Genomic DNA, 23,090 nt, shown 5'->3' on the forward strand with positions numbered 1-23,090 from the left:
CATATAGGAAGGGGCTGCTCCAAATTAAGCCGTCATGCGCGGGCTTGACCCGCGCATCCATCCTCTTAAAGAGTCCTCTTTTTGATGGATTGCCGGGTCAAGCCCGGCAATGAAGAGATGGTTCCCAATGCCGCTCCGCCTGTTCCAGACTTCCGGCGATCTCATCGCCGACCGCCGCTTCGAGTTCGCACGCGACCTCCAGCTCAAGGGCGATCTGCCCGCCGCCGCTGACCTCATAGAGCAGGCGATCGAGCTCGCGCCGAACTTCACCTCGGCCTGGTTCACGCTCGGCGAAATCCGTCAGCAGCTCGGCGAGCGCGACAAGGCGATCGCCGCATTTCGAGAAGCGCGGCGGTCCGATCCCGAGGACCAGCACGGCGCTGGCCTGCATCTGATGCGGCTCGGCGACGCCGAGATGTCGGAGATGCCCAAGGCCTATGTGCAGGCGCTGTTCGACCAGTACGCCCCGCGCTTCGAGCACACGCTGGTCAACGATCTCGACTATCGCGCCCCGGCGCTGATCTTCAAGGCGGTGGTGGCCGCGCGGGTCGCCGCGAAGAAGCCGGCCTTCTTCAAACGCACCATCGATCTCGGCTGCGGCACCGGGCTTGCGGCCGCCGCATTCTCGAAGCAGGTCGACCATTTCATCGGCATTGACCTGTCGCCCGGCATGATCAAGGAGGCGCGCGCGACCGAGCTCTACGCCGAGCTCGAAGTCGCCGACATGATCGAAGGCCTGCGGAGCAAGGGCGATGGATGCGCGAACCTCGTCGTCGCCGCGGATGTCTTCGTCTATCTCTCCGATCTCGCGCCGGTGCTGAGCGAAGCCAGGCGCGTGCTCGTATCCGGCGGCGTGCTCGCCTTCACGCTGGAGACGCATGATGGCAGCGGCATCGTGCTCGGCGAAGGCCTGCGTTATGCCCACTCCGCGGAATATGTGCGCGGCGCCCTCGCCAAGGCGGGCCTCAAGCTGCTGACGTTGGAGCCGGCCTCGCCGCGCATCGAGAATGACGAGCCGGTGCGCGGCCTCGTGATCGTGGCCGAGAAAACTTGAGTCTAGGCGCTAACGCCCCGTGATTTGAGCGTCATTGCGTCGCAAAGCCGTGACTTCCCACTTGCGAGCCAAGCTGCGATGCCAGCACAATGCCCTCGCCAGGGAGAAACAAATAATGACGAAGAATCCATCGCGACGCGATTTCAGCGCCGCCGCGCTCGCCACCATCGCCGCATCCACATTGCCCGCCCCTTACGTCTGGGCTGCGGAGAAGAAATACGATGCGGGCGCCAGCGACACCGAGATCAAGATCGGCCAGACCGTGCCGCATTCCGGCCCCGGCTCGCTCTACGGCGTGCTCGGGCGCATCGGCGAGGCCTATTTCCAGATGCTGAACGAGAAGGGCGGCATCAACGGACGCAAGGTCAAGTTTCTCACCATGGACGATGCCTACAGCGCGCCGAAATGCGTCGAGGCGACGCGGCGCCTGGTCGAGCAGGAGGAGGTGCTCGCGCTGTACGGCTCGCTCGGCACCGCGCCGCAGACCGCCGTGCACAAATATCTGAACTCCAAGGGCGTGCCGCAGCTGCTGCTCAACACCGGCGCGTCGAAGTGGAACAATCCGAAAGAGTTCAAATGGACGATGGCGGGCCTGCCGCTCTATCCGACCGAGGCGCGCATCCTGGCCCGTCACGTCGTCAGCGTGAAGCCGAACGCCAAGATCGGCATCCTCTACCAGAACGACGATTTCGGCCGCGACTTCCTCGGTCCCTTCAAGAAGGTTTTGGAGGACGCCGGCGGCACCGCAAAGGTGATCATGGAGCAGACCTACGATCTCACCGAGCCGACCGTCGATTCCCAGCTCATCAACCTCTCGAAGTCGGGCGCCGACGTCTTCTACAACATCTCGACCGGCAAGGCCTCGTCGCAGTCGATCCGGAAGGTCGCCGAGCTCGGCTGGAAGCCGCTGCAGCTTCTTTCCGCCGGCTCGACCGGCCGCTCGATCCTCAATGCCGCGGGCCTCGAGAACGCCACCGGCATCGTCGCCATCCGCTATAACAAGGAGGTCGGCCTGCCCAAATGGGAGAAGGACCCCGACGTGATGGCGTTCGAGGAATTGCGCAAGAAGTACACCCCGGCCATCGACCCCGACAACACCATCGCCTTCGCCGGCTACGGCCAGGCCGTGACCATGGGCGAGATCCTGCGCCGCTGCGGCGACGACCTCACCCGCGCCAACGTGCTGAAGCAGGCTTCGACGCTGGCGGGCTTCCACTCGCCCTACTTCCTCGACGGCGTCACCTACAGCTACACGCCCGAGGACTACACGCCGATGAAGACGCTCTTCATCTCCACCTTCACCGGCAAGGACTGGGACATCTCCGACAAGCCGATGTCCGAGTAGACAAGAGCGCACGCCGCTGCTTCCCCTCTTCTGCTTTGCCAGGAGAGGCATGAAGCAAGAGCGCGCTCAGACGCTAACTTGCGATAGCCAGCCGATACGCCCGCGTCGCATTCACACCAAAAGCCTTGGCCCGCAGCTGCGGGCCAAGCTTCGCCAGACAAGCCTCCAGCGCGCTCTTGATCTTGCCATAGCTCCCCGCGAGCAAGCACACCGGCCAGTCCGAGCCGAAGATCAGCCTGTCTTCGCCGAAACACCTCGCGGCGTGCGCGACGAACGGAAACAGGCGTTCCGCATCCCAATCATTCCAGACCGCTTCGGTCGCAAGCCCAGAGATCTTGCACCAGACATTGTCGCAAGCCCCGAGCGCGGCGATGCGATCGGCCCACACCTCGCTGCCGCCGTCGGCGATCGGCGGCTTGGCGGTGTGGTCGAGCACGAAGCGCGCTTGCGGAAAGGCCTGCGCGGATGCGATCGCCGACGGCAGCTCGCGGGCGCGGACGAGGAAATCGTAGGCGAGATCGCGGGCGAACACAGCGGTGAGGCCGCGCTGAACGTCCTCGCGCAGCAGCCAATCGGGATCGGCTTCGTCGTGGACCTGGTGGCGGATTCCGACCAGCTTGTCGCCGCCGGGCGAAGCACGAAGCCGATCGAGCGTTTCGCCGAGCGCACCATCCGTCAGATCAGCCCAGCCGACCACGCCGACGACGAAGGGATTTTCGTGCGCTATCCGCAAGAATTCCTCGGTCTCCTCCAGAGAGGAGCGGCATTGCACCACGATGCTGGCGTCGACGCCGTTCGCCTTCAGCAGCGGTGCAAGATCGGCCGGACCGAAGGCGCGGCGGATCGGCGTCAACTCGTCCGCTGCCATCCAGGGATAGTCCGCGCGCGCCGGGTCCCAGAAATGCTGATGCCCATCGATGATCATGGCCTACGCCCCACCCGGCAGCGGCGCGCGCGCATCGACGAGGTTTCGAGCCCGCAGCTCCTGCCAGAAGGCAGCCGGCACCGCTGTCTCCGACATCGCGATGTTGTCGGAAACCTCCGCGGCGTTGCGCGCGCCCATCACGGCGACCGTGACGGCCGGATGCGCCATGCAGAACTGGAGCGCGGCGGCTTTCAGCTCGGTGCCATGCTTGCGGCAGAGCGCGTCCAGCTCCAGCGCCCGCGCGACGAGCGAAGCATCGGCGTCCTGATAGTTGAACTTCGCGCTGGTGTGCGGATTGGCGAGGATGCCGCTGTTGTAGATGCCGCCGAGCAGGATGCCGATGCCTTTCGCCGTGCAGAGCGGAAACAGCGCATCCAGGGCGCCCTGGTCGAGCAGCGTGTAGCGCCCGGCCAGCAGGAAGCAATCGACGGGCACGGCCTCGGCGAAACGGACCGGCATCTCCGACTGGTTCATGCCGGCGCCGATCGCCTTCACCGTGCCCTCGCTGCGCAGGCGCTGGAGTGCGCGGAAGGCCCCGGCGACGGCGTCGTCATAGTGATCATCAGGATCGTGCACCAGCAGCACGTCGACGCGGTCGAGCCCGAGACGGACCAGGCTCTCCTCGACCGAGCGCAGCACGCCGTCATGGCTGAAATCGAACACCGGCCGCTCGCGCGGCGTGCCCTTATAGTGTTCGTCCTCGGTGGCGCCGCCATCTGGCGCGCGCAGCAGGCGGCCGACCTTGGTCGAGATGGCGTAGGAGTCGCGCGGCTGTTGCCGCAGGAAGGCCCCCAATCGCCGCTCCGCGAGGCCAAAGCCGTAGAGCGGCGCCGTATCGAAGAAGCGCACCCCGAGCGACCAGGCGCGCGCGATCGTGGCTTCAGCATCGGCATCGCTCACGGGGGTGAACAATCCCCCCAGCGGGGCAGAACCGAGACCGATTGAAGTGACGTCGAGCGAACCAAGCCGCGACCGTTTCATTCCCATTGCCTTATCTTCATTCCAACAGTCCAGATCATCTCCCCCGCTTGCAAAAACCGCAAGCGGGGGAGGCACGCAGGAGCGCGGGGCTGGCGGACGCTCCTACTTCAACATCTGCGCGACGTTGTCCTTGGTGACGAGATCGAGGCCGGTGTAGACGATCTCCGGCACCTTCTCGCCCTTCTTGATGGCGAGCAGCGTGTCCATCGCCTTCTCGCCCATCTCGAACGGACGCTGGCCGACCAGCGCGTTGGCATAGCCGTCGCGCAGCAGCTCGAGCTGCATCTTCAGCGTATCGGCGACGACGAGCGTGAACTTGCCGGAATCGATGTCCTTCTTGTTCCTGCTGGCGAAGGCCTTGAAGCCTTCGGGCGCGAACATCGGCCAGCCCCCGATGGGAACGATGGCGGCGAGATCAGGTGTCGCGGTGTGCATATCCGTCATCTGCTGGACCGCGAGTGCCGGATCGTCGTTGCAGAAGGTCGGGGAGCCCGCGACCTCCGTCCATTTCGAGCCCTTCAGCGCCTCGCGCACGCCGTCGACGCGCTCGGCGAGGTTCTTGGCGCCGGGGCCGCCCGAGACCATGGCGTATTTGCCGCCGTCGGGGCGCATCTTCACCAGCTGCTTGCCGAGCGCGACGCCGAACTCCTTGTTGTTGGTGCCGATATAGGCGATACGCTTGGAGCCGGGCGCGTCGGCATCGAAGGTGATGACGGGAATGCCGGCGGCCGTCGCCGCCTCGATCGACTTGGTCATGGCCGCGACGTCGGCGACCGAGATGGCGAGACCGTCGACCTTCTGGGTGACGAAGTCCTGGATGATCTGGGCCTGCGTCGCCGGCTCATGCTCGACCGGTCCCTTGTAGATGCACTCGATATTGCCGAGCTCCTTGGCTCGCTTCAGGCAGCCGTCGCGCGCGAAGTCGAAGAACGGATTGTTCATCGCCTTGGGCACGATGACGAAGCGGTAGTTCGCGGCCAACGCCGGCGTTGCCATCATTGCGACGGCGATGCCGGCAAGAAGAAGTTTCCTCATTGTCTCCTCCACCCTTGTTTGGTGCCTATCCTCTCGAAAGCGCCCGGGAAGCGGACAGGCAACATTTTATTTGTCTTCCCGAAGCGACGTTACGTCAGCTCATCCGCGAGCGGATGCGGTCGACCAGCACGGCCAGGATGATGATCACGCCCACCAGCGTCTGCTGCCAGTAGGAGGAGACCTGCGCCAGCACGAGGCCATTGCGGATCACCTCCAGCAGCACGCAGCCGACGATGGCCCCGAGCGGACCGCCGATGCCGCCGGCGAGATTGGCGCCGCCGATCACAGCCGCCGCGATCACGTTGAGCTCGTAGGACGTCGCCATGTTGGCCGGCGCCGATCCGAGCCAGCCGGAGATGATGATGCCCTGCAGGCCGGCTGCGAGCGCGCAGATCACATAGACCTCTATCTTCACCCGCACGACCGGGATGCCGGTGAGTTCAGCCGCCTTCTCGTTGCCGCCGAGCGCGAAGACGTGGCGGCCGAACGCGCTGTGATGCAGCACCACGGCCATCGTCAGCGCGAGGACCACGAGATAGATGAAGGGCACGGGCACGCCGAGCACGTCACCCGACGTGAGCGCGTAGAATCGATCGGCGTCGGGCCCACCCGGAAAGCTGCCGCGGCCGTTGGAGACGACATAGCCGAGCCCGCGCATGATCGAGAGCATGCCGAGCGTGGTGACGAAGGGCGACAGGCCGAGCACCGCGATGCAGAAGCCGTTGACGAGACCCGCGATCAGCGCGACGCCGAGGCCGGCGAGGATCGAGATCAGCAGGATCAAGCCGGACACGTTGGCAATTACGGTCTTGCCGTCGGCCGCCATGTGCACGAACAAGGCGCCTGCTGGCGAGCCGGGCGCCGACAGCTCGGTCATCACCATCGAGGTGATCATGGCGGAGAAGCACATCATCGATCCCACCGACAGATCGATGCCGCCGGTGATGATGACGAAGGTGACGCCGAGCGTCGCGATGGCGATGAACGAGAAGTTCTTCGCCACGTTCTGCATGTTGCCTTCGGTGAAGAAATAGGGGCTGGCGAAATGCATGATCACCAGCAGCACCGCCAGCGCGAGCAGAACGTAACCAGTCTGCGAGGCGAAGATGCCGCGCTGCCACCACCTGATCTTGCCGACATTGGTGAAGCTGATCGGGGATTCCATGGGCATGGCCATCACGCCGCCTCCTTCGCGCCGGTGATGAGGGCGGTGACTTCCTCTGGTGAGGTCTGGTGGATCGGCTTGTCGGCCCGCTTCTCACCACGGCGCATGACGATGACGCGGTCGCACACCGCGAACACATCCGGCATGCGGTGCGAGATCAGCATCACGGCGACACCCTGCTCCTTGAGCCGGTGGATCAGGCCGAGCACCTGCTCGACCTGGCGCACCGAGATCGCGGCGGTCGGCTCGTCCATCATCACCAGCCGGGCATTGGAGAGCCGCGTCCGCGCGATCGCGACCGCCTGGCGCTGGCCGCCCGACATCTGCTTGACGAGATCGTCGGGGCGCGTCTCCGAGCGCAGCTCGCCGAAGAGCTCCAGCGCGCGCGCTGCCATCGCCTTGTGGTCGAGCAATGCGATGGGCCCGAACCTGCGCTTCAGCTCGCGGCCAAGGAACACGTTGGCCGCCGCCGTGAGATTGTCCGACAGCGCGAGGTCCTGGTAGACGACCTCGATGCCGACGGCGCGGGCATCGACCGGCCGGCTGAAATGGACCGCATTGCCGGCAAAGCGGATCTCGCCATGGCTGGGGCGGAAATTGCCGGCGATGATCTTGACCAGGGTCGACTTGCCCGCGCCGTTGTCGCCCATCAGCCCGACAACCTCGCCCGGCATGACCTGCATGTCGACGCCATGCAGCGCGCGGATCGCGCCGAACTCCTTGCCGATGCCGGTCAGCTCGAGGACCGGTGTCGCGTCAGCCTTTGCCATCAGCAGCCTCGCTCAGACATAGCGGTTGACCAGGGATTCCAGATATTCCTGCCGGCCCGAGCGCGGCTGCGGGTCGAAACCGGGACGAAGCGCGCGGTCGGCGAGATCGGCGAGCGAACGCTGGCCGCCGAGAATGGCGCGGCCCTCAGTCCCAGCCCATCCTTCGTAACGCTCGGTGAGCGGCGCCGTGAGGGCGCCGGCGTCCAGCATATCGGCGGCGGCGAGGAATGCGCGCGCGCAGGCATCCATCGAGCCGACATGGGCGTGGATCAGATCATCAGGGTCGATCGACTGCCGCCGGATCTTGGCGTCGAAATTGAGCCCGCCGGTGGTGAAGCCGCCACGGTTCAGGATCTCGTGAAACACCAGCGCCAGCTCCGGGACGTTCATCGCGAACTGGTCAGTATCCCAGCCGAGCAGATCGTCGCCGCGGTTGACGTCGAGCGAGCCGAACACGCCGAGCGCCTCGGCCAGCGCCACCTCATGGTGGAAGGAGTGACCGGCGAGGATGGCGTGGTTCTGCTCGATGTTGAGCTTGACGTCCTTCAGGAGGTCATAGCGCGCAAGGAAGCCGTAGCAGGTGGCGACATCGAAATCATATTGATGCTTGGTCGGCTCCTTGGGCTTCGGCTCGATCAGGATCGGCCCCTTGAAGCCTATTCTGTGCTTGTGCTCGACGACCAGCGAGATGAAGCGGCCGAGCTGGTCGAGCTCGCGCTTGAGATCGGTGTTGAGCAGCGTCTCGTAGCCCTCACGTCCGCCCCACAGCACATAGTTCTGGCCGCCGAGCCGGTGCGTCACCTCCAGCGCGGCGCGGACCTGGCCTGCCGCGTAGGTGAAGATCTCCGGATCCGGATTGGTCGCCGCGCCCGCCATGTAGCGACGATGCGTGAACAGGTTGGCGGTGCCCCAGAGCAGGCGCACCTTGCTCGCGGCCATCTTCGCTTCGAACAGATCGGCGATCGCATTGAGATTGGCGACGGACTCGGCGAGCGAGCTACCTTCCGGCGCGGCATCAACGTCGTGGAAGGTGAAGTAGGGCACGTCCAGCAGGCGGAACAGCTCGAAGGCGACGTCGGCCTTGGCCCGCGCCTGCGCCATCGCGTCACCGCCCCGGTGCCACGGCCTCAGGAACGTCTCGCCGCCGAAGGGATCGCCGCCCGGCCAGCAGAACGAATGCCAATAGCAGACCGCAAAGCGCAGATGATCCTCCAGCCTGCGGCCATGCACGAGGCGATCCTTGTCGTACCAGCGGAACGCGGGCGCCTGTCCCGCATCCTTGCCGGCGAAGGCGACAGGTGCAGTTGCATCGAAGAATTTGGCTGACGCGTTCACTTAAGAGCACTCCTTCAATGCGGGATAAAGCGCGCGCCATCGCCGATAGGCCTCGTCATAGGCCTCAGTGACGGATGCGCGGGGCGTGAAGCTCGCGAGCCGCCGCGGGCGGGTGCAGACCGCTGCCGGTGTCTCGCCGGTCACAGAGAGCCGGCCGAGCCGCGCGGCGCCGAGGGCCGCCCCCACCTCGCCCTCCTCGACGCGGTGAACGGGAATGCCGAGCACATCGGCGCAGATCTGCGCCCATAGCGGCGAGCGCGAGCCGCCGCCGACGAGATCGAGCTCGGCAACAGGCCCGCTCGCCGCGCTCAGCGCCGCCAGATTGTCGCGCGCGGCGAATGCCACGCCTTCGAGCACGGCCTGCACGATCTGCGTCCGCCCGGTCGCACCGCGCAGGCCGACGAAGGCGCCGCTCGCCGCGGCATCGTTGTGCGGCGTGCGCTCGCCGTCGAGATAGGGCAGGAATCTGATCGGGCTCGGCCCGTCGACGCGCTCGCCGAGCGGCGCCAGCAGCGCTGCGGCCGGCGTCTCCATCACGCCGGCGAGCCAGGCCAGCGAGGCCGCTGCCGAGAGCATCACGCCCATCTGGTGCCAGAGGCCGGGCAGCGCGTGGCAGAAGGCATGCACCGCCGTTTCAGGCGCCGGCGCGAACCGGTCGGTGACGCGGAACACCACGCCTGACGTGCCGAGCGACAGGAACGCATCGCCCGGCGCGATCGCGCCGAGCCCGATCGCGCTCGCGGCGTTATCGCCGGCGCCCCCGGCGACAACGACATCTTTCGCCATGCCCCAGCGCCGCGTTAATTCCGGTGCGAGCATCGCGCTCGCCTCACTGCCCTCGACGAGACGCGGCATGTGGTGGAGATCGAGCCCGGTGGCATGCAGCAGCAGGGGCGACCAGCGGCGCAGACCGACATCGAGCCACAGCGTGCCGGCCGCATCGGACATGTCCTCGATCAACTCGCCGGTCAGGCGATAGCGCACATAGGCCTTCGGCAGCAGCACCTTTGCGACGCGCGCGAAGATTTTTGGCTCATGCCGCGCGACCCACAACAGCTTCGGGGCGGTGAAACCGGGCATCGCCAGATTGCCTGCCATCGCGTGCAGCGAGGGGCAACGCTGCTCCAGCACGGCGCATTCGGCCTGCGAGCGGCCGTCGTTCCAGAGGATCGCCGGACGCAGCGGCCGTCCGTTCTCGTCGAGCAGCGTCGCGCCATGCATCTGGCCCGCCAGGCCGATGCCGCGGATCCGCGCCACCTCGCGCGGATGGCGGGCGGCGAGATCGTCGACCGCACCGATGGCTGCATCGACCCAGGAATCGGGGTCCTGCTCGGACCACAGCGGCGCCGGGTGCGACAGCGCAAGCTCGCGCGCCGCCGTCGCGAGGATCGCGCCGGCTTCGCTCACGAGCACCGCTTTCACGCCGGAGGTGCCGATGTCCAGTCCGAGATACAAATCGTCCTCCCATTTACCCATTGCGGTGCGCGAGCTTGCGTCGCCTTCCCGCCAGGCCGTTCCATATTCATCTGCCGCTAAGGCAGATTGTCCCGCATCACGATGTCGATCCTGATCTTCTCCTGTTCGCGCAGGATCGGCTCGCCGCGGGCGAGCGCGAGCAGCACCCGCACGGCGGCGCGCGCTTCATGTCCGGGGTTCTGCGAGATCGCGGCATCCATCACGCCCTGCAGCAGCAGCCGGCGGGTCAGCACGGTGACGTCATGACCGACAAACACGACCTTGTCGCGGCCGGCATAGCTCAACGCCTTGTCACTCAAGGCCTTGGCGACGCCCTGGGTGCCGGCGCCGACGTTATAGAGGCCGACGATGTCGGCATGCTTGCCGAGCAGCCGCGCCAGCACCTGTTCGGAACGATCGTCCTCGTCGCGCCCCTCCAGCACCGGCAGCACGCTGAGGCCGGGGAATTCCGAAGCCATCACCTGGTTGAAGCCGAAGATGCGTTCGGCATGGTCGCGCAGGCCCTGCGAGCCCGCGACGATCGCGACCTTGCCGGACCTTTGGCCGGCCAGCCGCCCGACCAGCGCGCCGGCGGTGCGCCCCGCGGCAATGTTGTCGATGCCGACATAATGGTGGCGGCGCGAGGACGGCACGTCCGAAACCAGCGTCACCACCTTGGTGCCGGCATCGACGAGATCGTTGATCGCGGCGCGGACGCCCGGATGGTCCAGCGCCACCACGGCGACGCCGTCGTAGTCACCCGACAGCGCCTCCAGTGAGGCCGCGAGCACGGAGGGGTCAAACACGTCGGTCGCGACCATCTCGACGTTGAGGCGGCGAACCGAGAGCCAGGCCGACATCTCGCCGAGATAGGCCTCGATCTGCTGCATGAAGGGATTCGGCCCCGACGGCATCACGAAGGCGAAGCGGCGGGCGCGGCCGCGGGCGAGTTCGGCGGCGGCGACATGCGGCTGGAACGCGTTGCGCTCGATCGCCGCCTTGACGCGCCGCACCGTGTCCGGCCGCACCCCCGGGCGGTTGTGCAGCACGCGATCGACCGTCGCCAGGCTGACGCCCGCCTCGCGGGCGATGTCCTTCAGCGTCAGCGCGGTCGCGGCGAGGGTGTCAGCCATCGTTGAAGGTTAGCAGAGGTGTTTTGAGGTGCGCAACTCATTTTGAGGACCGTCATCGCCGAGCCTCAAATTACGGTTGTAACCACAGCCGTAGACACGCCCCTGCCCGACCCGCGTCTCGCTCGAACGCTGGACGCGCGGCCCGCCGCCTTGTCTATGGTTGCCGTTCACCGACGGCGCCACAACGAGCGTTCGCGGCAAGATCATGAGCGCGCGCGGCGATATCGCCAGGGATTCGGACAAAGGCAGGCTCTATCAACGCGTCCTGTGGCAGTCCGCGACGCTCTATCATCAAAATGCTCAGCTCCTGGGCCGGCGAGCGGGTCCAGCCGCTGCCGCAATTGGCCTGAGCATTGACCGGACTTGTCGACAGGCCATGACAGGCTTGCCCTGATCTCACATCTTCCCGTAGGAGGCGCCGCGCCGCGTGATGATGACGTAGCGCGCGTCCTGCTTGGTTTCATTCTCGAAGATCACCGCGCGCATCACGTCGAAATCCAGGCAGTCGCCTTCGCGCAGGCGCACCGCCTTGGCGTCGATGTGCACGGCGATCGCGCCCTCCAGCATCAGCAATTGCTGGGTGAAGGCGTTGCGGCCCCAGGGGCTGTACGGCACCCGCGCGCCGGCCGGCAAATCCACGACGATGATCTCGATGCCGCTCGCCGCATCCGTCGGCGAGGCGTGCCGGCGGCGATAGCCGCTGTCGGGATCGCGCCAATGCGGCTGGTCGGCAAGCCGCACCAAGCGCTCCGGCGGCTTCTCGGCGAGCGCGACGACATCGCTGAGCGACACGTCGAGCGCCGCGCAGAGTCGTCCCAGCAGCGCAGCCGTCGCGCTGCTCTGCGCCCGCTCCACCCGCCCGATCATGGCACGGCTGACGCCGGAGCGTGCGGCGAGCTCGTTCAACGTCATGCCGGCCTGCGTCCGCAGCGTCTTCAGGCGGCGCCCGATCGCGCGATCGAGTTTTTGCTGGTCCATGGAACGTTGCCCGGCCAGAGACCGCACCCGCCAAAGCGTGAGGAGCTTAGGCCAAGGGACCAGCAAGCGCCGGAGACAGCGGCTAATATATTGGAATTTTACGCACCGCGCGAATACGCGGTCGCGCCTGCCAGATCGATCGGAATGGAAAACTTCAATCGGAAGCTTGGAGCGGGCGAAGGGAATCGAACCCTCGTATGCAGCTTGGGAAGCTGCCGTTCTACCATTGAACTACGCCCGCTTATGCGCGGCTTGCGCGCCCGTCCTGATTAGCCGAGACGGCGCCTCCCGCCAAGCAGTTTGGCGCAGCCAGCCGGCCGGTTATTAACGTCTTGGCAAGATTTTGGGTGCGCCGGATTGTGGCGGTGTTATGATCTCGTGTCTGGGGAGAGACGTGCACTGAGTGGGGCGTGTGCATGGTGGGGCGTGGCTATTCAATATTCGACACGGCGATCGGGCGCTGCGGCATCATCTGGAGCGGCACCGGCGTGGTGGCCGTGCAATTGCCCGGGGCGCGGGAGATCGACACCCGCCGCCGCATCTTTGCGGTCCATCCCGAGGCGCGCGAGCAGCGCCCCTCCGACAATGCCGAGCTTGCGATCGACGGCATCGTGAGCCTGCTGCAGGGCAACGATCCCGATTTTTCCGAGGTCAGCCTGGATGCCGGCGGGGTGCCCGGCTTCAACCGCCGCGTCTACGAGTTCGCCTGTTCCATTCCGCGCGGGGAGACGCGCACCTATCACGAGGTCGCCAAGGCGCTGGGGGCTTCAGGCGCGGCACATTCGGTGGCACAGGCGATCGCCAGAAATCCCTACATGCTGATCGTGCCCTGCCACCGGGTACTGGAGGCCGGCAATTACACCGATCGGCTCTCTCCTTATGGCGGGGTGATCTCCAAGCGGCGGCTCCTGGCACTCGAGGGCGCCCATCCCGTCGCCAGCAAGACGCTGTTCGAGGTGCTGCTGCCGGTTGCCCCACCAAGGCCGTCCACCTAGATAAGGCGGCATGGACGCGACCACACTGCTGACGTCACAATCGATGATCGTTTCCGAGTTTCGCTGCGACGCGGGACCGGGCGATACGCCATTTGCCGAATGCCGCACTGGGCATTCCATCGCCTATGTCCGCTCGGGCAGCTTTGGCTGCCATTGCCGCGCCGGTTTCTTCGAACTGGTGGCGGGCTCGATGCTGGTCGGCGCGCCCGGCGAGGAATACACCTGCACGCATGAGCATGTCAGCGGCGATGTCTGCCTGTCGTTCTTCCTCAGCTCGGACATGGTCGATGCCCTCGGCGGGCGGGGCGAGGTCTGGCAGGTCGGCGCCACGCCGCCGCTACCCGAATTGATGGTGCTGGGCGAGCTCGCCCAGACGGCGGCAGATGGCAATAGCGATATTGGCCTCGACGAGGTCGGCCAGATCCTGGCCGGCCGTTTTGTCGACGTCGTTTCGGGCAAGGCGCGCAAGCCGGCCACCCCCACCGCGCGCGACCGCCGCCGCGCGGTCGAGGCCGCACTTTGGATCGACGACAATTCGCATGCCGAGGTCGATCTCGAACAGGCCGCAAAGCAGGCGGGCCTCAGCCCGTTCCATTTCCTGCGGCAGTTCTCGAGCGTGCTCGGCGTCACCCCGCATCAATATCTGGTGCGGTCGCGGCTGCGGCACGCAGCGCGGCTGCTCACGGATGACGACATTGCGGTCACCGATGTCGCCTATGACGTCGGCTTCGGCGATCTCTCCAACTTCGTCCGCACCTTCCACCGCGCTGCCGGCGTATCGCCGACCAAATTCCGCCAGGCCTCGCGCGGGGAGCGCAGCGTCTTCGCCGAACGCCTCGTCCTCAACTGAGACAGGTCGGCCGCATGGTGGGGTAATAGTCTGTTGACCAGACGGGCGCGTCGTACTGGGCTTACGGAACGCCGCGCGATATTACAACCAAAGAGCGAACCAACGCTCTTTGAAATGCGGCGACCCGGCAGATGAACAGTGCCCCGAGTGATGTGATTGCGGCCACACTGATCGCGCTTGCCGTTGGTCTTGCCTTCATCGCCGGCTGTGCCGTCTATTATGGCCGCCAGATCACCTCGCGCAGGATTCCGATGCAATGGGGCACCGACGGTCAGCCGGCCTGGTTTGCACCACGCCTCATCGGGCTCTGGTTCAGCTTCGGCGTCACGGCGGCCCTGTCCGCGTTCCTGCTCGTCCTCGCCCTTCATGACCCGCAGAAGCTCACGGCCCTGATCGTCGCAACGGTCAGCGTGATCGGAACGAACATGTGGGTTCACGTCTATCACCTGAAACGGGTGATCCGGTGGCAGTCGGAGGTTCCGGCGAATTAGCCGGCTGCCGAGCGCAAGATTCTCCAAGAGCCGCCCGCTCCACCCCGACTAGGGTCGTCTCCGGGCGCGCGCCATTTTCGGCGCGCTTTGCAAATGGAGACGACCATGTACGACCACATCGGGCTTCGCGTTGCCGATCTCGACGCCGCGACGCGCTTCTACACCGCGGTGCTGGCGCCGCTCGGTTACGTCCTGTGCTCCAGCGGCGACGGCTATGCCGGCTTCGGGCCGAAGGGCGAGCCGGGGCTGTGGCTGCACCTGAACAAGGGCCGCAAGGCCGACGGCGCGCACATCGCGTTCCGCGCCGGAAATCATGACGCGGTCAAGGCGTTCCACAGCGAAGGCCTGAAGAGCGGCGGCCGCGACAATGGCGGCGCCGGGCCGCGCAAGGATTACAGCCCGACCTACTACGCGGCGTTCCTGATTGATCCCGATGGCAATAATGTCGAGGCGGTTTGTGTGTAGAAGCCGCGGCGCACGAGCACTCGTAGGGTGGGCAAAGCGTAGCGTGCCCACCATCGCGTGCGAGAGCGCCGATGAATGGTGGGCACGGCGCGCGAAGAGCGCGCCTTTGCCCACCCTACGAACTCCACATCATAGGAATTCCCCGATGGCCTCCATCCACAACGACATCTCCATCAATGCCCCGGCACGCGACGTCTGGGATGCGGTGCGCGATTTCGGCGCGCTGCATGAACGGCTGGCACCCGGCTTCGTCACCGCCTGCACGATCGACGGCGATGCGCGTATCGTCACGTTCGCCAACGGTTCGGTGGCGCGCGAAGTGCTGGTCGATTGCGACGACGCGCGGCAGCGCCTCGTCTATGCCATCAACAACGAGCGGCTGCAGCATTACAGCGCCTCGGTGCAGGTGATCGCCGACGGCGACCGGAGAAGCCGCCTGGTGTGGATCATCGACATGCTGCCGAACGAGCTTGCAGCCTACGTCCAGGGCCAGACCAAGGACGCCGTCGTTGCGATACATAAAGCGTTTCCGCCCGCTGCAGCTTAGCGGCGGTCCACGCGGCTCTGTGAGTTTTCTCACAGAGCTCCGCCCTCGCCAGCCTTAACCATCGCGGCGTGCGTCCGGTTGGCTCCGCTCTCCCGGCGGCGCGACGCACGCGAGGAGCATGCCATGCGAGGTGCGGACAAGGTGATTTGCCAGGCGGCCGCCGTGCTGCTGCTGTTTTCAGTCGCGAGCTCGCCGGCGAAGGCGCAGTTCCTCGGCGGCGGAGGTGCCGGCGGCGAGGACATGATGACCCAGATGGCCCCGATGCTGGAGATGATGAAGGCGAAGATGGGCAAGCGCCGCTTCGCCATGATGATGCAGACCATGGGCCCGATGATGAGCCGCAGGATGGAGAACGGCGGCGGCGGCCTCGGTGGCCTGTCCGGCGGCCATCTCGGCGGCGGCTTTGGCGCACCCAATTACGGCGGCTACACCCCGATGGGGGGCGGCACCATGCCGGCCGGTTATGGCGGCGTTGGTGGCGGCGACATCATGGGCATGCTCGGTGGTGCCGGAGGCCGCGACATGATGGCGATGATCCCGCAATTGATGCGGCTCGCCAATGTCGGCGGCGGTAGCGGCCATCGCCGCCACAGGCATCGCTAATCGGCGGCGCGAGAGTGAGCCGGCCTGATCGCAGCCTTGTTCGCGCGCGGTCCCCAGCGCGTCAGCACCACGCTGGAGAATGAGAGCAGGCCGAGCACGACCATCGAGCTTGCGGCCAGCCAGAAGAAGCTCTGCGCGGTCGCCCCGTGTGTCGACAGCCACCAGCCGGCCGCCGAGATGTAGATCAGCCGCGCCGTCTGCGCCAGCACCGGCCCGATCACCTTGGCCGCGCCTTGCGAGGAGAAATACATCGTCGTGGCAATGCCGAAAAAGGCGTAGAACGGTCCGACCGTCGAGAGATATTGATGGCTCGCCGCGCGCACGGCCGCGCTGTCGGTGAAGATGTTGATCCAGAGATCGGGGAACATCGCAACGACGCAGGCCGGCGCGCCGACGGCCACGAATGCGGATGCACCGGCGATCCAGGCGACGCGCCGTGCACGCGCGATGTTGCCTGCGCCGATCGCCATGCCCACCATCGGCACACAGGCGATGCCGAACGAGAACGCGATCGAGGTCAGCAAAAATTCGAGCCGCGCGCCGATGCCGTAGCCGGCGAGAATCGTGGTGCCGAACTTCGCCAGCATGTGGGTGAAGATCGAGATCGTCAGCACCGATTGCAGCGGCGAGAAGCAGGCGATGGCGCCGACCTTCAGGATGTCGAAAAACATCGCCCACTGAATGCGCAGGCCGCGCAGCTTCGGTGTAACCCGCGCGCGACCGGAGAACAGGTACCAGCCCATGATGCCGATGTTCATGGAATAGGCGATCAGCGCGCCGGCCGCGACGCCGCGCATGCCGAACTGCGGCACCGGCCCGAGCCCGAGGCCCAGCGTGCCGCCGAGCACGATCTGCCAGGCCGCCGAGTTGAGGATCAGGAACGACGGCAGCTTCATGTTGCCGGTGCCACGCAGCACGCCGGCCATGGTGTTGAGCAGCCAGGGCAGCACGGCGCCGCCGAAAAATACCTGCGTGTAGGCGACAGCGTGGGTCAGCACGTCGCCGCGGCCGCCGAGCATTTCCAGCACCCGCGGCCCGAGGATCAGCATGCCCAGCATGAAGACGAGGCCGAAGCTGATGCCGATCAGGATCGCATGCGCGGCGAGCGTGGCGGCGCGTTCGCGGTTCCCGGCGCCGAGCGCGCGGGCAATGGCGGAAGCCACCGCACCACCCATGGCGCCGCCCGACATCGTCATGGTCAGAATGATTGTCGGAAACACCAGCGCCATCGCCGCCAGCGCCTCGACGCCGAGCCGGCCGATATAGGAGGTCTCCGCGATCACCGTACAGGTGCCGGCCGAGAGCGCGATCACGTTAGGCCAGGCGAGAGAGAGCAACGTGCGCAGGATCGGCCCGTCTACAAGCGCGCTTCGTAGCGGCCGCGGGGGCGGCGGCAGCGGACGCTCTTGCTCATCGACCGGGATTTCGGCGATGTCGGACATGTCCTCTCCGGGGCAGGGGGCGCCATTTGCGGCGCGGCAATGCGTAGGTGTGCCGATTATTTTCTTCGCGCAGAAGGCGCGGCGAGAGGCTTGTTAGCACGGCTCGCAGCGATTCCACCTGCGCCAGCTGCAGGCGTGCCCTGCGGCAGCGCATTTCGATGGATGAAGGCTATTCGATCGTCCAGACCAGCGGCGCGCGGCCGCCAGCAGCAGCGCGCATGCGCACGCCGATGTGCCGCCCGCATCCCGCAGCCAGGCCTTCGAACAATCCCTCCAGCACCCTGGCGCAGGCGCCGTGATAGTCGGCGACGTCGTCCATCAGTTTCCAGCTCTGCTGGCGGATTTCGAACGCGCCTTCGGATTGCGAGGTCTCGGCCGTGTCATCCTGCGCCGCGAACAGCGCGTTCAGGAACGACGCGAATTCGCTTGCCCCGCCGCGGCTCATCGCCAGTGCCGCCGCGACCTCGTCGAAATATTGCATGCCGATCAGCTTGCCGGTGAGGTGCAGCAGATAGCCGGCGTCTTCCGGGCCGAACAGCTGCACCATCACGGGCGCCGCCGTGCGCACATATTCCATCGCATAGTTGCGATAGGCTTTTTCAAGGCGCGGTTTCGGCCAGCTCGCAACCGGCAAAGCCGGCGCAGTCTTCGCATCGAACAGCGGCGCTTCCAGATGCCGCGCGAACACCAGGCGCTGATCGAGCTCGAGCGGATGATCGTACTGGTGGTAGTAGCCTTCCAGCCCGTCCTGGCCGTCGACGCTCTGCTTGGTGCAGACGAAGCCGAGCCTGAGATCGCCGAGCGCGACGCCATTATTGGCGTGCCATCCCCGCAGCATGGCGCGGGAAACCTCGCCCGGCACGCCGCAGATCGCCGTGCCTTTCCAGATCCAGCGCGGCGGCGGATAGCGGATCCAGGCCTTGGCATCGCTCTCATACATGTATTCGACATGCACGCCGCCGATCCAGTTCGAGAGATAGTGATATTGCGCGGCCGCCACCGCCGGCGGCAGATGATCGATCCCGAGCTTCCTAAGCCCCGGCAGGAAGCGCTCCTGCTGCTGGCGGCGGAACACGCGGAAGACGAACTCCGCTGCATCCGCAGTGCCGCGCCGCGTGACGACGGTGAGAATGAGGCCGGTGAAATAGGCGTGGTAGAGGTCGGCGACCGCACGCCAGCGCTTCCATTGAGCTTCCTGCGCGGCGTCAGCTGCGGCGGTCATTCGTTTCGCTCCCGATCATGTTGCGATCGAGTGTGTCACCGCACCTTCCGGCAGGCAACATGACGCCCGTGCAGAGCGCCCTGCGTGGCCACCCGCCAATTCCGCATCACGAAGTTTGCGGTGGCGTCTTGGCCGCGCGCTCTCGCTCGACCCGTTCGGTGACATCGCGCGCCATCGCGACCGATCCCAGGACGTTGCCGCCGGAATCCCGCACCAGCGCGAAGGTCATCTCGATGTAGAGCTTGCGACCGCTCTTGTGCAGCGCGCGGGTCAGTGTCGGCCTGCCCGCAAGCTTCATGCTGCCGCTCGCGAGTGCGGCCTCGAAACCTTTCCAGTGCGCGGCGCGCAAATGCTCGGGAATGATCAGGTCGAGATTCTGGCCGAGCGCTTCCGTCGCGGAGAAGCCGAACAGGGCCGTCGCTGCGCGGTTCCATCGCATGATCGTGCCGGAGCGGTCCGAATAGATCAGCGCATCCGCGACGTCTTCGGCGATCTTTGCGTCGAGTTCGGATGGGTTGCTCATGTCGTCACCTCGCATGTAGCCCGGATGGAGCGGAGCGTAATCCGGGATCGTGCCACGAGTGAGACTGCCCCGGATTACGCTTGCGCTCCATCCGGGCTACAGGATCGGGCTACACCCGAAAATGCTTCGATAGTTTGAGGCCCTGGGCCTGATAGTTCGAGCCGATGCGTTGGCCGTACATCGCGTCGGGACGGGCCAGCATCTTCTCGTAGACGAGGCGGCCGACGATCTGGCCGTGCTCGAGGATGAACGGCACTTCGCGCGACCGCACTTCGAGCACGGCGCGCGATCCTAGCCCGCCCGCGCCGGCATAGCCGAAGCCGGGATCGAAGAATCCGGCATAGTGCACGCGGAATTCGCCGACCAGCGGATCGAACGGCACCATCTCCGCGGCGTAGTCGGGCGGCACCTGCACGGCTTCCTTCGAGGCCAGGATGTAGAACTCGCCGGGATCGAGGATCAGACTGCCGTCCGGGCGGGCCGAGATCGGCTCCCAGAAGTCCTCGACGGAATAGCCGGCGCGACGATCGACGTCGACCACACCGGTGTGGCGCTTGGCGCGGTAGCCGACGAAGCCGTTCGCTTTCTCGCCGGAGAGATCGACGGAGACGGCGACGCCGCCGGAGAGATCGGCATCGTCGATGTCGACGAGGCGCTCGGCGGCATGCAAGCCATCGAGTTCGTCGGCGTTGAGGATGGCGTCACCGGTGCGGAAGCGCACCTGCGACAGACGCGAGCCCTCGCTGACCAGCACCGGAAACGTCTTCGGGCTGATCTCGGCATAGAGCGGGCCGTGATAGCCGGCGCCGATCATGTCGAACCGGCGGGTGCCGTCTGCGATGACGCGGGTGAAGACGTCGAGCCGGCCGGTGGAGCTCTTCGGGTTCGCGGCCGCGACGATCTCCGGCGGCAGCGCGAGGCTCTCCAGCAGCGGCACGATGTAGACGCAGTTGGTCTCCAGCACCGCGCCGTCGGCGAGGCTGAACTCGTGCAGCTTCAATTCGTCGATGCGCTCGGCGACGGTGGCGCCGGGACCGGGCAGGAAGCTGGCGCGGACGCGATAGGCGATGTCGCCGAGACGCAGATCGAGGCTCGCCGGCTGGATCTGGCTCTCGACGAAGTCATAGGCGGGCAGGATGAGACCCGCCGCCGCCATCGCCGCGATCATGCGGTCGGGCAGGATACCATTGGCGTCGGGCGCGACCGTGAACGTCAACCGGGGGTCCTCATCAGGGGTCAGATGCATCCGGACATGCCGGAAATACAAGTCTTTTACGGCTATCCGATGGACGCCTTGACGGAAAGGGCATTGCGGAATATGAGCATCACTTATCCCGTGGTGATTTGAGCCGGCCGGCTTGCAGCCACGTTAAATAAGTCGCTAAACAGGCCGGGGACCTCTGTGATCCCGGCCCGTGGATATATCCAGGCCGGTTTTTTTGTGACCGTTTTCGACGAGACGGTCATGTCGGAGGTACCTATGTCGAAGTCGACCACCAACTACCGTCCCGAAACCCGCCTGGTCCATTCCGGCACCCTGCGCTCGCAATATGGCGAGACGTCGGAGGCGCTGTTCTTGACGCAAGGCTACGTCTACGACACCGCGGAGCAATGCGAGGCGCGGTTCAAGGGCGAGGATCCGGGCTTCATCTATTCGCGCTACTCCAATCCCACCATCGCGATGTTCGAGCGCCGTATGATCGAGCTCGAAGGCGCCGAAGCCGCCCGCTCGGCGGCGACCGGCATGGCCGCGGTGACGACGGCGATCCTGGCGCCTCTCAAGGCCGGCGACCACGTCGTGGCCTCCCGCGCCCTGTTCGGCTCGTGCCTCTACGTCATCCAGGACCTGCTGCCGCGCTACGGCATCGAGACCACGCTGGTCGACGGTCTCGATCTCGACCAATGGCAGCGCGCCGTGAGGCCGAACACCAAGACGTTCTTCCTGGAGAGCCCGACCAACCCGACCCTCGACGTGCTCGACATTCCCGGGATTGCCGAGATCGCGCACAAGGGCGGCGCGCGGCTCGTCGTCGACAACGTGTTCGCAACGCCGATCTGGCAGAGCCCGCTCGCGCTCGGGGCCGACGTCGTGGTCTATTCCGCGACCAAGCATATCGACGGCCAGGGTCGCTGCCTCGGCGGCATCATCCTGTCGTCGGAAGCCTTCATCGCCGAACACATCCACAATTTCATGCGCCAGACCGGCCCGTCGATCTCGCCGTTCAACGCCTGGGTCCTGCTCAAGGGCCTGGAGACGCTGGGCGTACGCGTGCGCGCGCAGACCGACACCGCCGCGCGCATCGCCGACGTGCTCGCGAGCCATCCGAAGATCTCGCGCCTGGTTTTCCCGGGCCGCGCCGATCATCCGCAGGCAGCGCTGGTGAAGAAGCAGATGCGTGGCGGCTCGACGCTGGTCGGCTTCGAGGTCAAGGGCGGAAAGGCTGCGGCGTTCCGTGTGCTCAACGAATTGAAGCTGGCGAAGATCTCGAACAATCTCGGCGACGCCAAGAGCCTCGTCACGCATCCGGCGACCACGACGCATCAGCGTCTGAAGCCGGAGGACCGCGCCGCGCTCGGCATCAGCGAAGGTTTTATCCGCTTCTCCGCGGGGCTCGAGCATGCCGATGATCTGATCGAGGATCTGACCGCGGCGCTGGAGAAGGCGTAGCCACGTATTCGCAATCGTAGGGTGGGCAAAGCGAAGCGTGCCCACCGTTCTCGATTACAACGACGAGGTGGTGGGCACGGCGCTTTGCGCCTTTGCCCACCCTACGGCAGCGTGCCTACATCGGCCGATAGGTCCGCACATCCCCCGGCACGTTCACGCCCAGCTTGATCTGCCCCACCGAGCGGATGATGTCGTCGCCGAGCAGCTGGGCGAAGCAGGCATAGCCCCAATCGTTCATGTGCAGGCCGTCTGCGATGACGAAGCTCTCGACCGGAATCGATTGGTTCTCGTGCCAGTCGCGCATCACCTCGAAGCGCGGGAAGATGCCGACGTGACGAAGCTCGGCGACCTTGCCGAGCAGCTTCACCATCTTGCCGGCGCTTTCGCCGCGCTGGTTGACGGCCGGCGAATATTGCGGATCGACCAGCACGATGTCGGCGGCGCCGGCGGCCTGGATGCGGCTGATGCCGTCCTCGACCATTTTGGCGGTGTCGCCGGGATCGAGATTGCGCAGCACCGCGTTGGTGCCGACCTGCCAGATCACGAGATCCGGATGCACGTCGATCACCTGGGTCTGGAGACGCTTCATCATCTCGGGCGCATCCTCGCCGCCGACGCCGGCATTGACGACGGTGATGTCGGCGGTCGGATAATGGCGGCGCAGCTGGGCGGCAAGACGATTCGGATAATTGAACTCCGGCGAGCTCGCGCCGAATCCTGCGGTCGACGACGAGCCGAACGCGACGATGAGGACGGGCTGGCCGGCGACGAGCTTGCCCGCGACATGCGGCAGCGAGCCCATCGCCTTGGAGCCGCCCTTCGGCGGCAGGCAGGGCACGCGGTTGAAGACGTCGCCGGCGGATTTGGCGACCTGTTTCACCTTGTCGATGGCGCGCGCGGTGATGCCGCGCTGTTCGGGAGAGGTTGCGGCGACATTGGTCTGTGAGGGCGAGGCGGGCGCGGGATCAGCCGACTGCGCGGGTGCGGGCGTCGCCTGTGCGGCTTGCGTCTGCGCATGGGACTGCGGGGCCGGCGCCAGCAACAACAGCACTGCTGCTGCAGGCGCGGCCAGCCATGCCGTCAGGCAAAAAGGGCGGAGAGAACTCAT

The 23,090-nt window shown here is 66.0% G+C and carries 23 protein-coding genes, 1 tRNA gene and 1 riboswitch; of the genes, 9 read left to right on the forward strand and 15 right to left on the reverse strand.

Annotated features, from left to right (window positions below):
- Positions 1-127 precede the first annotated feature (127 nt).
- Positions 128-1,054, forward strand: coding sequence for a class I SAM-dependent DNA methyltransferase (locus tag XI04_RS34450; RefSeq protein ID WP_271609644.1), 927 nt, complete (start codon positions 128-130; stop codon positions 1,052-1,054).
- Between the two features lie 115 nt (positions 1,055-1,169).
- A complete protein-coding gene (locus XI04_RS34455) occupies positions 1,170-2,399 on the forward strand; it encodes an ABC transporter substrate-binding protein (protein ID WP_028140885.1) in 1,230 nt (409 codons plus the stop codon).
- Positions 2,400-2,472: 73 nt separating this feature from the next.
- Here XI04_RS34455 and XI04_RS34460 read toward each other — a convergent pair whose 3' ends face one another.
- The 10 genes from XI04_RS34460 to XI04_RS34505 form a co-directional block, all read right to left on the reverse strand.
- Entirely contained in the window at positions 2,473-3,324 is an 852-nt protein-coding gene (locus XI04_RS34460; protein ID WP_212428759.1) for an amidohydrolase family protein, read from the reverse strand.
- A 3-nt stretch (positions 3,325-3,327) separates the two neighbouring features.
- Positions 3,328-4,305 (reverse strand): aldo/keto reductase, encoded by a 978-nt coding sequence (locus XI04_RS34465; RefSeq protein WP_271609645.1) that lies wholly within the window; start codon positions 4,303-4,305, stop codon positions 3,328-3,330.
- A gap of 102 nt (positions 4,306-4,407) precedes the next feature.
- The gene (locus XI04_RS34470) at positions 4,408-5,340 is read right to left on the reverse strand and encodes a sugar-binding protein (protein WP_271609646.1); all 933 of its coding nucleotides are present in this window, start codon (positions 5,338-5,340) and stop codon (positions 4,408-4,410) included.
- Positions 5,341-5,434: 94 nt separating this feature from the next.
- A complete protein-coding gene (locus XI04_RS34475) occupies positions 5,435-6,517 on the reverse strand; it encodes an ABC transporter permease (RefSeq protein WP_271609647.1) in 1,083 nt (360 codons plus the stop codon).
- Positions 6,517-7,275 carry an ATP-binding cassette domain-containing protein gene (locus XI04_RS34480; RefSeq protein WP_028140890.1) on the reverse strand — a complete coding sequence of 253 codons (759 nt, stop codon included), beginning with the start codon at positions 7,273-7,275 and terminating at the stop codon, positions 6,517-6,519. Before XI04_RS34480 ends, XI04_RS34475 begins: the two co-directional genes overlap by 1 nt.
- Before the next feature lie 12 nt (positions 7,276-7,287).
- Positions 7,288-8,610, reverse strand: a complete 1,323-nt coding sequence (gene xylA / locus XI04_RS34485; RefSeq protein WP_271609648.1) for a xylose isomerase — start codon at positions 8,608-8,610, stop codon at positions 7,288-7,290.
- On the reverse strand, positions 8,611-10,065 hold the full coding sequence (gene xylB, locus XI04_RS34490; RefSeq protein WP_271609649.1) for a xylulokinase: 1,455 nt from the start codon (positions 10,063-10,065) through the stop codon (positions 8,611-8,613).
- A 77-nt stretch (positions 10,066-10,142) separates the two neighbouring features.
- A complete protein-coding gene (locus tag XI04_RS34495) occupies positions 10,143-11,198 on the reverse strand; it encodes a LacI family DNA-binding transcriptional regulator (RefSeq protein ID WP_271609650.1) in 1,056 nt (351 codons plus the stop codon).
- A gap of 396 nt (positions 11,199-11,594) precedes the next feature.
- Positions 11,595-12,176, reverse strand: coding sequence for a helix-turn-helix domain-containing protein (locus XI04_RS34500; RefSeq protein ID WP_271609651.1), 582 nt, complete (start codon positions 12,174-12,176; stop codon positions 11,595-11,597).
- A 167-nt stretch (positions 12,177-12,343) separates the two neighbouring features.
- A tRNA-Gly gene (locus XI04_RS34505) sits at positions 12,344-12,417 on the reverse strand.
- Between the two features lie 175 nt (positions 12,418-12,592).
- Here XI04_RS34505 and XI04_RS34510 point away from each other — a divergent pair.
- The 6 genes from XI04_RS34510 to XI04_RS34535 all read left to right on the forward strand — a co-directional run bounded on the left by XI04_RS34510 (position 12,593) and on the right by XI04_RS34535 (position 16,127).
- The gene (locus XI04_RS34510; RefSeq protein WP_038947291.1) at positions 12,593-13,171 is read left to right on the forward strand and encodes a methylated-DNA--[protein]-cysteine S-methyltransferase; all 579 of its coding nucleotides are present in this window, start codon (positions 12,593-12,595) and stop codon (positions 13,169-13,171) included.
- A gap of 10 nt (positions 13,172-13,181) precedes the next feature.
- The gene (locus tag XI04_RS34515; protein ID WP_028140896.1) at positions 13,182-14,021 is read left to right on the forward strand and encodes a helix-turn-helix transcriptional regulator; all 840 of its coding nucleotides are present in this window, start codon (positions 13,182-13,184) and stop codon (positions 14,019-14,021) included.
- A gap of 131 nt (positions 14,022-14,152) precedes the next feature.
- The gene (locus XI04_RS34520; protein WP_038947289.1) at positions 14,153-14,512 is read left to right on the forward strand and encodes a hypothetical protein; all 360 of its coding nucleotides are present in this window, start codon (positions 14,153-14,155) and stop codon (positions 14,510-14,512) included.
- Positions 14,513-14,617: 105 nt separating this feature from the next.
- Positions 14,618-14,977, forward strand: a complete 360-nt coding sequence (locus tag XI04_RS34525) for a VOC family protein (protein WP_028140897.1) — start codon at positions 14,618-14,620, stop codon at positions 14,975-14,977.
- Between the two features lie 145 nt (positions 14,978-15,122).
- Positions 15,123-15,524 carry an SRPBCC family protein gene (locus XI04_RS34530; protein WP_028140898.1) on the forward strand — a complete coding sequence of 134 codons (402 nt, stop codon included), beginning with the start codon at positions 15,123-15,125 and terminating at the stop codon, positions 15,522-15,524.
- Positions 15,525-15,647: 123 nt separating this feature from the next.
- Positions 15,648-16,127 (forward strand): hypothetical protein, encoded by a 480-nt coding sequence (locus XI04_RS34535; RefSeq protein WP_271609652.1) that lies wholly within the window; start codon positions 15,648-15,650, stop codon positions 16,125-16,127.
- Here XI04_RS34535 and XI04_RS34540 read toward each other — a convergent pair.
- From XI04_RS34540 to XI04_RS34555, 4 genes are all read right to left on the reverse strand, one after another.
- Positions 16,124-17,569 carry an MATE family efflux transporter gene (locus tag XI04_RS34540; RefSeq protein ID WP_271609653.1) on the reverse strand — a complete coding sequence of 482 codons (1,446 nt, stop codon included), beginning with the start codon at positions 17,567-17,569 and terminating at the stop codon, positions 16,124-16,126. The two genes, XI04_RS34535 and XI04_RS34540, sit on opposite strands and share 4 nt — an antisense overlap.
- Before the next feature lie 169 nt (positions 17,570-17,738).
- A complete protein-coding gene (locus XI04_RS34545) occupies positions 17,739-18,791 on the reverse strand; it encodes a hypothetical protein (protein ID WP_028140901.1) in 1,053 nt (350 codons plus the stop codon).
- 106 nt (positions 18,792-18,897) lie between these two features.
- On the reverse strand, positions 18,898-19,314 hold the full coding sequence (locus XI04_RS34550) for a PAS domain S-box protein (RefSeq protein ID WP_028140902.1): 417 nt from the start codon (positions 19,312-19,314) through the stop codon (positions 18,898-18,900).
- A gap of 109 nt (positions 19,315-19,423) precedes the next feature.
- Positions 19,424-20,560: a 2'-deoxycytidine 5'-triphosphate deaminase gene (locus XI04_RS34555; RefSeq protein WP_370125603.1), complete on the reverse strand. Its 1,137-nt coding sequence runs from the start codon at positions 20,558-20,560 to the stop codon at positions 19,424-19,426.
- A gap of 80 nt (positions 20,561-20,640) precedes the next feature.
- Positions 20,641-20,720, forward strand: a riboswitch (SAM riboswitch).
- 74 nt (positions 20,721-20,794) lie between these two features.
- On the opposite strand from XI04_RS34555, the gene XI04_RS34560 reads away from it, so the two are divergent.
- Positions 20,795-21,982 carry an O-succinylhomoserine sulfhydrylase gene (locus tag XI04_RS34560; protein WP_028140904.1) on the forward strand — a complete coding sequence of 396 codons (1,188 nt, stop codon included), beginning with the start codon at positions 20,795-20,797 and terminating at the stop codon, positions 21,980-21,982.
- A 115-nt stretch (positions 21,983-22,097) separates the two neighbouring features.
- On the opposite strand, the gene XI04_RS34565 is transcribed toward XI04_RS34560, so the two are convergent.
- On the reverse strand, positions 22,098-23,090 hold the full coding sequence (locus tag XI04_RS34565; RefSeq protein WP_271623892.1) for an SGNH/GDSL hydrolase family protein: 993 nt from the start codon (positions 23,088-23,090) through the stop codon (positions 22,098-22,100).

This window comes from Bradyrhizobium sp. CCBAU 11430, from assembly GCF_028128855.1.
In the GTDB taxonomy this organism is placed as follows: Bacteria; Pseudomonadota; Alphaproteobacteria; order Rhizobiales; family Xanthobacteraceae; genus Bradyrhizobium; species Bradyrhizobium ottawaense.